Below are 14,437 nucleotides of genomic sequence, written 5' to 3' on the forward strand. Positions count from 1 at the left end.
AAAAATAACTATGTTTAATTAATTCTAGTAAATATAATTAAATGACTAGAAAGAGTGAGTTACAGATGGCTAAAAAGCAAAATATTAATAATAATGATCCAATATCAAAAGCAGTAGATTTATTATTAGAAAATACTGAAGATTTAACAACAGTTTTTAAAGAGGGAGGATTGTATAAAGAATTAACAAAAAGATTAGTAGAAAAAATGTTGAATTCTGAGATGCAAAATTATTTGGGATATGAAAAGAATCAACATAGGACATATTCCGTAATTAAATTTAATTAATTGTCAATAAAATTGTTTTAAAACTATTTAGTGTTATTGAATATAGAAATAAATATTTTTTGAAAAAATAGTTTAAAAAATGAGTTTACATTTTAAACAAAAAATTGTTAATAATATTTTTATATTAACTGATAATGTTTAGTAATCTGTGTAACTTACAAAAATAACTATGTTTAATTAATTCTAGTAAATATAATTAAATGACTAGAAAGAGTGAGTTACAGATGGCTAAAAAGCAAAATATTAATAATAATGATCCAATATCAAAAGCAGTAGATTTATTATTAGAAAATACTGAAGATTTAACAACAGTTTTTAAAGAGGGAGGATTGTATAAAGAATTAACAAAAAGATTAGTAGAAAAAATGTTGAATTCTGAGATGCAAAATTATTTGGGATATGAAAAGAATCAACATAGTAATAGTGACAATGCTCGTAATGGTATAAGTTCAAAAAAAATAATAACTCAACAAGGTAAAATTGAGATTGATGTACCACGAGATCGCAATAGTAATTTTAATCCTATAATAGTTGCAAAAAGACAAAGAAGATTTGATGGTTTTGATCAACAAGTTCTTTCTTTATATGCAAAAGGTATGACATTATCAGATATTAGAATGCAATTACAAGAGTTATATCATGGTGCTGATATTAGTGAAAGTGTTATTAGTCAAATTACTGATGATGTTATTGATGATGTAAAAGCATGGCAAAATCGACCATTAGAAAGTGTCTATCCGATTGTTTATTTTGATTGCATAGTAGTGAAAGTACGACAAGATAAAAGGATTATTAATAAATCAGTTTATATAGCTTTAGGAGTTGATTTAGAAGGTAAAAAAGATGTTTTAGGTTTATGAATTAGTGAAAATGAAGGTGCTAAATTTTGATTAGCAAATTTAACAGAAATGAAAAATCGTGGCTTAAATGATATTCTTATTGCCTGCAGTGATAATTTAACAGGCATGTCAGAAGCAATACAATCAGTTTATCTTAAAACAGAACATCAATTATGCATAGTTCATCAAATTAGAAATAGTTTGAAATATGTCTCATATAAGCATAGAAAATCTCTAGTTGCAGATTTAAAACCAATTTATACTGCATGTAGTGAAGAACAAGCAATGCAGGCTTTAGAATCCTTTGAAAATAAGTGAAATAAACAATATCCTCAAATTGCTAAATCTTGATATAAAAATTGAGATAATTTAATGGTTTTTATTAGTTATCCTACAGAAATCAAAAGAGTGATTTATACAACAAATGCTATTGAATCTGTAAATAGTCAATTACGAAAAGTTATCAGAAATAAAAAAGTTTTTCCTAACGATATGGCAGTTTTTAAAATATTTTATTTAGCAATTGAAAATATAACAAAAAAATGAACAATGCCCATTCAAAATTGAAATACAGCAATTGCTCATTTTATGATAAAATTTGAAGATAGAATTAATCTAAACTAGTACTTTGTAAAACAAAGATACACAGATTACATAAAAGCCTCTGTTTTTTTAATAAATACTTTTTACTTCTGGTTGTTTATTAATAGAATTTAATTTATTTTGTAATTTATTAATTTTATTTTGTTTTTTAATTTCTTTTTTATTAGGGTCTGTTAAAGATTTGCCAAAAGCAATAAATGCTTTTCCTAATTTAATTAAAACATAACCCCCATTAATACATAAATTAGCAACTATAATAATTGTTGTAGTATCCATATTAATCACCACCTTTCTAAAATATTTGATTAATTTTTAATATTATTTTTACAATGATAAATATAATTAAACCCGCTGTTGCTGACGATAGAATTACTCCAATTAAACCTAAAATAATTTTTATTATTTTAAAAAACATAATATTATTCCTGTAATTCTTCTAATTTTTTAAAAATATAATCTCTACCCATACCCCACATTATTCTATTGTTATAAATATTAATTTCAGTTTGTTGGTTATTGTTATTATTTGCTATTCATAAACTACTTTTTACAACGCTTGTATCTAATTGATAATAAAAATTAATTATTTGTCAACTATAATTTTTATTATTTTCTTTACTTGTATAATCACCATAACTTATATATATTCTATAATGTGTTTTATCTTTAAATATATATTTTATAAAATTTTGATTATTATTATTTTTATCTGTTATAACTTCTCCTACTTTTTTTCAATTTGAACGACTTGGACTTGGTTGTGGTTGTTTTTCTAATATTTCATTAATTGCTTGTAATAATTTTTTATTTTGAGTTTTTAATATTTTATATTCATTATTTTCTAATAATTCCTTACAAAGTAATGAATTTTCTTCATCATTTAGTAAAATTTCATTTGTTTCAGTATTATATTTAAAATAATCATTTGAAAATTTTTTGTCTTTTATTTTTTCTTTTAATTCATTAATAGCACCAACAACTGTTTTATTAGTAGTTTCTAAATTAGGAATTTCTTGACTTAGAGCATTTATTTGAAATGCAATCGGAAATTGTGCTTTTGTATCTTCTAATTTTTTATCTATTTCTTCTTTTTTATAATAATCTGATAAATCTACTTTACCACCAGTAGCACTAATAGTATTAGTTTTTTCATCAATCTTAATATTTTCACCAGCAATTAATTTATCTTGTTTTTTATCAATTAAATTATCAACATATTCTTTAGTTGTAGCATCACTTAAAAAAGTAGGTGTACCAACATCAATAATACGTTTATCATTTGCACTAATACCTTTATCATCTTTTGGCTTTATAAAATTAGGATTATCTATATTAATTTCTCATAATGAATCAATATTACTATCAACATGAATTTTTAATTTAGGTATAGTATCAGTAATATCATCTATTTTTATACCAGTACCAGCAATTATTCCTTCTTTTCGTAAAAATGTTTTATTACCAGAATCTCAAGTTATTACTCTTGTATCACTTTCATCAAAAATACTAGGTGTATTAAAATTGTCTGTATTACATGAAATAGGATTATTAATTGCTTTTCTTGGAGTATGTAAATTTGCTTGTTGTAATAAATTATATACTTCCATTAAAACATAATCTGGTTCACTTGGTGGACTAATACTACTTGATAAACCATTACCACTAATAGAAACACTACTTCTTATAAATGCCATTCCATCAGTTAAATAATATATAGTCATTCTTGCTGTTGCTCTTTTAACTAAATTTTGTTGAGTTTCATTAAGATTTTTAAATCCTATTACTTCAATTTGATTACCAGTAATAGTATTAATTCTTTCACTTGAAATAGCAATTGCCATAATAGTAAAATCAGTTTTAGTATTATCAGTAGTAGTTTGGTCAGCATCTGGTATAAAACCATATATAGTTTTTAAATCATCTTTTGTAATATAATTTAAATTTACATTTCAATCAATATTATTTTTGTTTTCCATAATCTTTATACCTTCCATATCCTTGTACTGCTTGTGATTTATTAACTGTACTAATAACTGATTTATTAGGTTTAGTTACTGCTCTATTTAATTGACTAACATTTTTTCTAACAGTAGCATTCATTTCTTTTCTAGTTTTATTTACTCCACCTAAATACTCTCTGATAAATACACTATTAGCACCAGTACCATAAGCACCCATAGATTTACACATATCAATTCAAGTTTCTCTTGAAACATTAAAATAATCATATGATTTACTTAAATTAGTTCTATATGTTAATGTAGCAATACCATAAGTACCAGATTGTGCTTGTACTACTGGAGTTCACATACCACCCGCTAATGCACTACTAGAAAGATTTACATAAACTCCAATCATACTGTCATAATCTTCTTGTGTTAAAGAATTCATAATAATTTCTTTACCCTTATCCATTAATGACTTACCATTTAAATATTGTTTTTGAATATGTTGTAATTTAGCAATATTATTATTAGTAATATGTGTCATTATTTTTTTATGAATTACTGGTAAATTTGTTAATTTTTGTAAAACTTGTTGAAATTCAGATAATTCTTTTTGAGATTTACCTTGTCCTAATACTTTTGACATTAATTGATTTTTTAATATTCCTGCTGGATTTTTTAAAAAACTATTAAATAATGAATTATTTTTTTTAAATTTTTCTATTAATTCAGCAGTTTGTATATCACTAACAGCAGTTTCTAATATTATTCTTAAAAGTAAGATAATAGGCATTTAAATTACTTCTTTGTAAAAGTTACTTGTAAAGAACCATCATATAAAGTTTTACCTTCAACATTAGCACTTGTTGCTGTTAAATCTGAAAAATTAGCATTACCTTTTCGATAATTAGGATTTTTAGCAATAACTGCTTTTTCTACTTCATCTGCAGTTGGAGCATCACCAGCCATAGTTATTTTTCCTAAATTTGTAAATTCAATTGCTGTAGCAATATCTATACTTGAAGTAACTGTAAATCCTTTAACTAAATCTGGTCTTAATGCTTTACCTTCTGAAACTAAAAACTTATGAAAATTCTTAACATTACCATTACTTTGTAAAACAAAAGTATTATCTTGACCACGATTAAATGGAAATGCTAATGCTTCTTTATGTACTAATACAGCATCACATCCTAAAAAATTAAATGATTCTTGTTTATCAATAACTCCAGCTGGATAATTTCTTCCTAATCATGGACATTCTATAATTTTAATACCACCAATTTCTACAATTTTACCATCTTTTAATGCTTGACTTGCACTATCACTACCTAAACTTGTAGTTGATAATAATACTAAAGGTTTAAAGAAACTAGATACTCATAATACATAATCTTCTTCATCTGTACCAATATATTCATCATTAATACGTGCTTTTAATGTTGCTAATGTATTTGATATTTTTAATCATAAAAGCATACGATAATCATCTATTTTTGGATTACTTGGTAATGCAATATTAATAATGCCATTATCTTTGGCTGTTTTAACTGCTAATGATAATAATTTAGCAACTAAATATATTTCTACTGATTTTGCTTTTGCATCAATTCAACTTGATGCTAAACTATCTGATACAAGAACATTACCATCTTCATATTTTGCACCTAATAATTTTAAATCTAATGTTTCTTCTTCAAAATTAATTTCTTTTTTCTTATTTAACAAAATTTGTATTGAATCAGATGCAGTATTATTATTTGCTCCAGCACCAGCAGTATAATCTTCAGTAATATTTCTTTTAGTAATATTATAAATAGCAGTACCAGCATCTAATTGTTCTCTATTTTCTACTGTTGCATTAATTAATGCTACTCTTTTTGATAATAAAACTTTTAAATTTTTAATATATTTAACTGATAAATCTAATTTCCCAGTTGGATTACTTGGGTCATTAATTGTTGTTGATTGTGTTGTAATAATTGCCATATTTTTAACCTACCATTCCTATTTTTCTAGTATCTACTTCATCTTCTTTTTCTTCTTTAAATTTATCTTTTATATCTAAAGAATTACTAATATTTGTATCTTTATTTTTATTAAATAAATGTGGAAAATCTTTATTTAATAATGATAATTCTTCTTCAATATCTTCTTTATCTCCAAGATATCTTTTTAATAAATCAATATTTTCTTGTGATAAATCATATTTTTTATAACTTTCTGAATGTCTAATTTCTCTATCTTTATCAGTTTTTTCTTTATATAAAACTTTATATTTTTCTTCTAATTCTTTATATTTATCTTCTAAAGTTGGTTCTTTAGATTCTTCAGTTTCATTGTCTTTTGATTCACTTTCTTCGGTTTTTGATTCACTTTTTGGCTCTTTTGATTCATTTTCTGTTGAATTTGATTCAGTTTCTTTTTGTTCATCTTTTTCTTTTTCTTCCATACTATTACCTTCTTTCATTTCATTTTCATTTAACATAATTACCACCACCTTTCTAAGTTGAACTTTTTGGATTAATTACCAATGATGTAGTTTGTAAGTTTCAATTAGCATTAGCAAATCCAGGTTTGAGAATTTTTGTAGGTGCATCAAATGTAGTTATAAATTGATATTGAACTACGATTAAGTTATCATCTTCACTTTGATATGCTTTTGTTTTAAAAGCCATTATTTTAAATCATGTTGATGAAGGTATTGTGTGACCACTACTTGGAGTATCATTTGTTCATAATAAATCATTAATATATATATTATTTAATCTTTCTGCATTTGTTAAAGAAGCAGTTTGACTAATTGGTAAACTAGTACGATTATTTATATTAAATATTCAATTATTATTACTATCATTATGATTTCCAGAATTATTATTATAAATAATATCCTTATTTTGAAAAAGCGCAGTATCATTTTGGTTATCTGGCAAATTACCAATATCATTTAAATTTATTTTAATAGGTGTAAATCAACTTTTTGAATTAGTATAACTCGGATTATCTGGAGAAAAATTTCAATTATCCTTCATATTTAATGTAAAATTAAATGTTATACTTTCATAATCTTCTTTAAATTTATCAATATTATCATAACCATATTGATTTACATAAATACCAATACTATTATGAAACTTACCTTTAACATCTTCTAAAGTATGCGGTCTCATTTGAAAAATATCATTTAGCGATGCTTCTAATGTTCTATTAATATCATTATTAATTCCATATTGACTTTGATTACTTAAATCAATAAATATAGGATGCGCTCTTTCTATTAATGGGGGTGGTTGAATTGTTTGTGGATAATTAAATGGTTGGTCAAATTTAAAAGTATTATTTGCTAAAATAAATGTATTTTGAATTAATCTACTATTATTACTTGCTTTACCAACTGTTTGATAAGTACCACTTCAAATACTAAAATTATCATTAACAGCACCACTTCTATTATCTGGCATTGAATAAAATGTTATTTTAAAATTACTTTTACCAACAACTTTTATATCAATCATATCAATTGCTCATTTAACAATATTTGTATTAGTAAAATCTGGTGTTTGTAATAATGAATTTGTAGAATCATCTTTTGGTAATAACCGTACTTGGTCAGGACTACCAGATGAAAATTGACCTAAATTTTCAGTTGTTTCTACTGAATCAAATAATATACTTCCATTTTCTGCATTAAATCTAGTCATATTAAGATTATCAGTTAAATTAAATGTAAATGATGTCATATGACTTGCTGTACCTAATACAGATTGAATAGTATCTGGTGTTTCATTTCTAAATACATCTAATGGAATTAATGCTGGATTAGTACTTTGTGAACTATATAATAATGTTGTATAAAAATTATATAATTCAGCAGATATTAAGCCATTTATATAAGGAAATTGAGGTATTAATAAATTACTACTTAACTTTGCACCAATATCTAAACCACCAACAAAAGCATTCATAAATGAACCAAATACTGGTATAGTATTAAGATTAATTTTAATAGTTTCTCTAACTGTTAAAGGTATTTCACTAATAGGATTATAAATAAAATAATGTAATGCATTTATAGTATTTAACTGTTTAAATTTATTATTATTCATATTATAATGAGTATTACCAATAAATTTTTTATTATTTTTATTATAATATTGAAAATATGGATTACCAGCAGTTGCATAATTATAATATTCAATTTCAGCACCATTTAAAAAATTATTATCTCAATAATTTACTAATCTTTTAGAAGCATCCAGTTTATTTGTAGTTGTTGTTTTTTCAACATTAGTTCTTAAATGACCTTCATAATGTTTTGTTGCACCATCATCATAATTTGGTGCAATTACTTTTTGCCAATCTTGATAACTATCCATTGTACTTTCACCACGTACAGTTAAAACATAATTAGTTTCTGGTAATGCTTGAAAACTTACTGGGTCATAAGTTGAACATTGATATTCTCATGGAAATAATAATTTACTTGGATATTGTCTATATTTATGTTGTTTAGTATTTTCATGATTATTATCAATATCTCTACCCCATAATGCTATTGAAATAGGTTTTACTGAACCATAAAAAGATATTTGACAATGAGTAACTGGTAATGGTGTTAAATAATTACTATCTAAAATAATATTATTATTTTCATCTAATGCTGGTAATGCAACGGGGTCAGCAGGCGCACCTAATTGTACATATTGATTAATTGCTAATCCACTATGTGCTAATTTATCATTTAATGAACTAAAAGTACATTGAATATATGCAAGTTCTTTATTTTCATTATTATAAGTTTTACTAGCAACTTCAAGAATATATCATTGTCTATCAACTTTAATTGATTTATCAGTATTTATAACTTTATTAATTTCTGGAATCATATATAACTTATATAAATTTGAAACAATATTATTAATAAAATCAAAATTCTTTTTTTCATTTGGTATATTAATAACTACATTTTTAATTGCTTGTTCTTGAATAAAAGCATTATTTGCTGGTGTTGCTGAATAAGTAATACCTAATTGGTCACTTAAAATATTTCCATAAAATACATCACCAACTTGTAATTGTTTATATGCTTCATCTGGATTATCTTTATTTTGAATAGGAAAATAAGAATGGTCTCAAACTGCTTGTATTGCTTCTCTACCAGTGAATATCTTACTAAATGAAGTATAATCATTAGGAATACTAGTTGGTGGTTTATATCCCGTTTCTGTTGAATTTATAGCACCTAAAATAATAGTAAAAGGACAAACACGAAATTGTAAATCTTTATTTTGTGTAAAATCTTTTTCAATTTCACCTGTACTTTTTCATACAGTTTTAATTAATTGATGATTTATTTTCGGTATCATTTTTAGTTTCTCCATCAATATCTTTTACTAATTTATTATCAAAATCAATTTCTTCTTTTCTCATTCTTCTATTTTCTTCAAGAATGTTCATTGCTTCTTCTTCACTAACACCTTCTTCTTGCACAAGAATACGTTTTCTATTAGTTAAATCTAATGCTAATTTTCTCTCATTAATTTCTAATGATTTTAATCTATCTATAATAGTATTTTCTTTAATTTCAAATGTTCATTTAGATTTATCACCATCTAATCCCATTAAAATAAAACATCTTTGAAATATTTCATTTCAATCACTTTGATTTAAAGTTCTTTTAATTCTAGTAGTTTCCATATCTCTTGAATTAGTAATTAATACTTCTGCTTCAGTTTTTTGACTTGTAGTATCATTTACTGGACTATAGCCACTACCCTCAAATGCTTTATCAATAATAAATTGTATAAATTCACCATATTTATCTAAAATGGGATTACCTTGTAAAATAGCAATTGGTGGTGTTCCACTAGTACTTCCTAAACTTCTTAAATTTGCTTGTAAAATAAATTTACCTATTAATTTTTTTAAATCAAAAGCAGTTTTAGATTGATTTATTTCTTGTTCAGTAATATCTAAAAATACACGAGTAACATTATATTCAAGTTCATGTTCAATTGATTCAAATGTTTTATTCAATAATTTTTGTAATCCTTTACAAGCAGTCATATATGGATAATAATCACCAATAACTCCACCAAAGAAATTCTTTTTAGGTAAATTTTGCATAAATTTAACTGGAATAATACCTAAATTATGATTTTCTATTAATGGTAATTGTAAATCTTTACTTATTTTTTCTTGTAAACCATCTAAAGTAACATAATCACTTGTAAAATATCTAATTATTTGATTTCGAGTATATGTTGTTTTAACATAAATACTTTGGTCATCATACTGTACTCTTGACCATGTTGATGCACTATATTCAGTTTCTAATACTCTTGCAACTCTTGATTGAGCATATGGCTGAGCAAAATTTAATGATATTCTACCAGTTTTACTTTTATCAATTTGAACAATACTATAACCATAACCAGATTTAATATGACAATCTTGATAAAATAAACTATCAAAATTATTTCATTCTTTTAATTTTTCAATAGCATTTTTATATTCTGGATGTTCACTTGTTAAAGTATAACCATTACCTCATAATAATTTTGAAGCATGATTTGCTATTATTTCTTGAAGATTTATCATACATCACTTAGGAGTTAATATTTCAGTATTATGATTATTCATATGTTACTTCCTTTCAAAATAAGGATTTATATTTGCACTTAAATTTCTAATATATGGTTCTATAGCATAATCAAAAGCATCTCTGAGGTGGTCATTGCCCGGCAAAGGTATTTGTTTAATACTTTTTTCATCTCATATTGCTAATCTAAATTCATCTAATAATTCTTGTGCATTCATACTAATATTTAAGCGTTCTGAAGCCATTAAAGCCACATTCTTACCTATTCTAAACTCAAGTCTTAATTTCACACAATCTTTAAAATAGAGCCATGAATTAACGTTATATTTAATTGCTGTATCATTTAACATTTCAATAAATGTATAATTACTAAAATCACAATATACAGTTAATCCATATTCATATAACAAATTATTTTCTTTTGCTAATTTAATATAAAACTCTACTACTAATCTTGCTAATTGTTTATTATCATAACGAATTAATTTATTTTCTATTTTTAAACAATCAATAACATTAACAAATTTAAAATTATAATCAAAACCTATTAATAAACATGCCATAGCATCATCTTTAAACCCATAATCTAATCCAGCACTAAATCTATAACTTGGTTGTAATAAACGTGATATTTTATGAATTAAATGTGTATATATTCCACCAGATTCATAACCTACTAAACCATGACTTCTTACTCTTGCAGATATTGGGTCTAATTTTTGTAATTCTAATAATCGTTGACCTTCATGTTTTGGTAATAAATAATTAAGTTTTCAATTTTGATAATGAACAATTCTTTTATCTTTTTCATTAAAATAAAATTGTTCATATTCATTAATTATTTGTTTTTCATTTTGTGGACAATATGTAACTACATTTTTAATATAATAATTTAAAATACTTCAAGGATTACAACTATTAATTTCTAATAATTGACTACAACCACGAATAGCATCTGCCATATCTTGTCAATCTTTTTCAGCAATTTGATGTGCTTCATCAACATGTCTAATTACATAATCATATTTTGAATTATCTGGTAAACCAGTTAATTTAATTTCACTATTATTTTGTTTATATAACGCACGACATTCACTTTCACTATCTCTATAATTAATAGTTTTACGAGTTTCAGACATTGTATATTCTAAACCAATAGCAAATAATACTCATCTATTTTTTAATTGTTTTCAAGTATCATATAATTGTTCACTCATATTTCTAAAAACATAAGTTTTAACTTTTGTATTAGGTAATACAGTTGCTTTACATTCAAAATCAAAATCTTGAATAGTTTTACCAGATTTACGACTACCTAATTGGTCAATTCTTTTAACAGTTAAAGATTTTTTATAATACATTTGTTTTAAAATATCATTAAGATATCCAAAATGTTCTAACATTTATTTTTACTCTTATTTTCTAAACTAATTGCTATAGGGGTGGTATTATCATTATTTTTTATATCAATTTTAGTAGATAAGTGATATTTATTAACATATGCTCTTTCTAAATATCATGAAGAATTAGAAGAGTGTGACTTTAAATATCTTTGTAAATTTAAGTGTTCAATTTGAGAATGCGCTCAATTAATTTGTTGTAAAAAAGTATTTCTCTTTTTTTCTTTTTATTTTTTTAAAGTATTTTCAGTTATATCTAAATAAATTAACATACCTAACTTAGTAGGAACTTCTTTATTATCATTACAATGAGTAAAATAATTTACTAATTCTTGTTTTAAGACTTTTGCATCATTAAAAATTGTTCTTATTTTTATTTTTTCTTCTTGCACATAAAAATCTCCTTTCATATGCTTTAAAAACAAAAAAATTTATGCTATAATTAATATAATCTTTAAGTTAGACTTCGCTCGTAATAACTTATTAACTTTATTAATTACTTCATATATTTTTTTATTTAATTTTTATAATATAATTATAACAAAAAATAGCAGTATAATGCTATTTTTTACCATTTATTCCTTTTTTAAATAATTTTTCTTTATCTTTTAATATTTCTTCTTCTGTTTTATTTTCAATATCTCTTAATCAATGTTCTCTTACTAATCCTTTTAAAGCAAGACCCCAACCTCCATATTTTTGTATTTCACTTATATCCAGTTCTATATTATTTAATTTAATAATTTCACCATAGGCAAAAAATAAATTATATTCTTTATTTTTTAAAACTAATTTATAACTCTTAATTTTATTATTAAAATTTGGTCATTTTTTGTTAATATCACTTTTTTTATCTATTTTAATAATATTTTTATACATTAGGAATTCCATTTTTAATTTTATTTTTTATTTTTTTAAATTTAAATATTTTCTTAATTTTATTTTCTAAAATTTTTCAAAATTTATATTCGGGATGTTGTGATTTATATATAATCATGCAACCAATAAAAGTACCTATTATAGGCAATGGAATTGTTATCAAAAAAATACCAAAAATTTTATCATTATTACAATATTTAATTCCATAATGTATTAATAAAATTCATGTCATCTCTACTACTATTATTAATAATATCCATAATGTTCTTTCTAGCATTTTTTTATTTTCCTTTTCTATTTATATTTTTCTTTATTGTACATTATTTTATTAAAAAAGAAAAGATAACTTTTATTAGTTATCTTTTAAACGTAAATAGAATTTGCAGTTTATTTTATCGTTCTTTAATATTATACTCTAAAACCAAACATTTTTCAACAATATTTTAATAAATTTGATAGAATACTTGGAGTTAAAAAATAAATAGAAAGGTGTTAAAAAATGTTTAGTTTTAAAGAATTTCTAAAATCTGAAATCACTGATATTTTAGCAAAATATTTTCAAAAAATACAGGTTTTTGATGAATATTTTTTTCTAAATAGAGATAAAAATCAATATAAAGTTGCTTGAACATGTAATAGAACAGTAAATACTCCCATTGGAATAGGAACTTTTAGACAAAGAGTTTATTGAGATAAAATAAATAAAAAAACTTATTATCCAATTTATGAAGAATTTGGTATTAAAAAAAGAGCAAGAATTACTAATGATTTATATTTTGATATATTAGATAATTTAATTGAAAATTTAATAAGTAAAAAGGGTTATTTTAATATTCAATCAGAATTTAAATATACTTCTTTTTCTAAAAATCTTATTTCAAGAATTTTTAAAAATGCAAAAATTGCAAAATGAATACCAGAAGAAAAATTTAAAGTATTAGATAATCAAAAATTAAATATATGTGCAGATGATGCTTTTATTACTTGTTGAGATGAAAATGGTTTAAAACAGCAATATTGTTGTAGAATTTTAACTTTTAATTTAGGAAAAAAAGAAATTTATTCATATAGAAATAAATTAGATAAGAAAATAACTGCATTTTTATTATTTAAATCTGGTAATGGTTTAAATCAAGAACAATTATATAATTTTACAACACAAACTATTCTTAATCATTATGATATTAATTTAAATATATTAGGTGTTCAATGAGAATATCATAATTATAATTTAGTAGTTGCTGGTGATGGTGCATTATGAATTAAAGCAATGGCAAGTTGATTGGGATGTTATTATATTTTAGATAAGTTTCATGCTTTAAATTATTTATGAAAATCTTTTGTTGGAGTTCGTGGTAAGAAAAAAGAAACTCATGATTGAACTAAATATATTGAAGGTGCTACTACTTTTTCAAGTGGTGATTGTAATCAATTACTTTCTTTTTTAAAACCTAATGTTAATGAAAAAACTTATAATTATTTTAAAAATAATGCTCATGGTATTGTAAATCAAAATGCTAGTTGAAATATTGGTTGTTCTGCTGAAAGTGATGTTTATCATTTTTTAAAATCTTTAACTAATGGAGCAAAAATATATAATTATCAAACATTAAATAATATGTTAATAGCAAAAGCAAATTATTTAAATGCTAGAAGTTATATAAATAGTACTTAATAAGTTGAAACTTAATATTTTTAAAACCTAATTTTAATATTAGAATTTTTGTTTTGTTTAAATGTAATTTTGTAATTATATTTTTTAATATTTTTAAAATATATGTTATAATTTAAATAACAAATCATAGAATTTGCAGTTATATTGTTAATGTTACTCATAATTCTAAGGGTTAATCTCATACGTCCATTAAAATAATACAAATTA

The 14,437-nt window shown here is 23.3% G+C and carries 13 protein-coding genes and 1 pseudogene; 3 read left to right on the top strand and 11 right to left on the bottom strand.

Going from position 1 to position 14,437, the window contains the following annotated elements:
• Positions 1–65: 65 nt before the first annotated feature.
• Together AACL24_RS09025 and AACL24_RS09030 are read left to right on the top strand one after the other, a co-directional pair.
• Positions 66–254: pseudogene (locus AACL24_RS09025) on the top strand (IS256 family transposase); the annotation flags it as partial.
• Positions 255–511: 257 nt separating this feature from the next.
• A complete protein-coding gene (locus AACL24_RS09030; RefSeq protein ID WP_339046650.1) occupies positions 512–1,750 on the top strand; it encodes an IS256 family transposase in 1,239 nt (412 codons plus the stop codon).
• Between the two features lie 48 nt (positions 1,751–1,798).
• Here the strand turns inward: AACL24_RS09030 and AACL24_RS09035 are convergent, their stop codons facing one another.
• From AACL24_RS09035 to AACL24_RS09085, 11 genes are all read right to left on the bottom strand, one after another.
• Positions 1,799–2,005, bottom strand: coding sequence for a hypothetical protein (locus AACL24_RS09035; protein ID WP_339046290.1), 207 nt, complete (start codon positions 2,003–2,005; stop codon positions 1,799–1,801).
• A gap of 143 nt (positions 2,006–2,148) precedes the next feature.
• On the bottom strand, positions 2,149–3,705 hold the full coding sequence (locus AACL24_RS09040; RefSeq protein WP_339046292.1) for a hypothetical protein: 1,557 nt from the start codon (positions 3,703–3,705) through the stop codon (positions 2,149–2,151).
• Positions 3,689–4,468, bottom strand: a complete 780-nt coding sequence (locus AACL24_RS09045; protein WP_339046294.1) for a hypothetical protein — start codon at positions 4,466–4,468, stop codon at positions 3,689–3,691. The genes AACL24_RS09040 and AACL24_RS09045 overlap by 17 nt, the downstream gene beginning before the upstream one ends.
• A gap of 5 nt (positions 4,469–4,473) precedes the next feature.
• Positions 4,474–5,664: a hypothetical protein gene (locus AACL24_RS09050; RefSeq protein ID WP_339046296.1), complete on the bottom strand. Its 1,191-nt coding sequence runs from the start codon at positions 5,662–5,664 to the stop codon at positions 4,474–4,476.
• Positions 5,665–5,668: 4 nt separating this feature from the next.
• Positions 5,669–6,163, bottom strand: coding sequence for a hypothetical protein (locus AACL24_RS09055; RefSeq protein WP_339046298.1), 495 nt, complete (start codon positions 6,161–6,163; stop codon positions 5,669–5,671).
• Between the two features lie 16 nt (positions 6,164–6,179).
• Positions 6,180–9,041, bottom strand: a complete 2,862-nt coding sequence (locus tag AACL24_RS09060) for a hypothetical protein (protein ID WP_339046300.1) — start codon at positions 9,039–9,041, stop codon at positions 6,180–6,182.
• Complete coding sequence (locus AACL24_RS09065) at positions 9,010–10,317, bottom strand: hypothetical protein (protein ID WP_339046302.1); 1,308 nt, start codon at positions 10,315–10,317, stop codon at positions 9,010–9,012. Before AACL24_RS09065 ends, AACL24_RS09060 begins: the two co-directional genes overlap by 32 nt.
• 3 nt (positions 10,318–10,320) lie before the next feature.
• Complete coding sequence (locus AACL24_RS09070) at positions 10,321–11,679, bottom strand: phage terminase large subunit (protein WP_339046304.1); 1,359 nt, start codon at positions 11,677–11,679, stop codon at positions 10,321–10,323.
• A gap of 224 nt (positions 11,680–11,903) precedes the next feature.
• Positions 11,904–12,068 (bottom strand): hypothetical protein, encoded by a 165-nt coding sequence (locus tag AACL24_RS09075; protein WP_339046306.1) that lies wholly within the window; start codon positions 12,066–12,068, stop codon positions 11,904–11,906.
• Between the two features lie 169 nt (positions 12,069–12,237).
• Positions 12,238–12,555: a hypothetical protein gene (locus AACL24_RS09080; protein ID WP_339046308.1), complete on the bottom strand. Its 318-nt coding sequence runs from the start codon at positions 12,553–12,555 to the stop codon at positions 12,238–12,240.
• Positions 12,548–12,832: a hypothetical protein gene (locus AACL24_RS09085; protein ID WP_339046310.1), complete on the bottom strand. Its 285-nt coding sequence runs from the start codon at positions 12,830–12,832 to the stop codon at positions 12,548–12,550. Before AACL24_RS09085 ends, AACL24_RS09080 begins: the two co-directional genes overlap by 8 nt.
• Positions 12,833–13,054: 222 nt before the next feature.
• Between AACL24_RS09085 and AACL24_RS09090 the strand changes: the two genes are divergently transcribed.
• Complete coding sequence (locus tag AACL24_RS09090; RefSeq protein ID WP_339046312.1) at positions 13,055–14,230, top strand: Mbov_0401 family ICE element transposase-like protein; 1,176 nt, start codon at positions 13,055–13,057, stop codon at positions 14,228–14,230.
• Positions 14,231–14,437: the final 207 nt, after the last annotated feature.

Source organism: Spiroplasma endosymbiont of Colias croceus (assembly GCF_964020095.1).
In the GTDB taxonomy this organism is placed as follows: Bacteria; Bacillota_I; Bacilli_A; order Mycoplasmatales; family VBWQ01; genus Spiroplasma_E.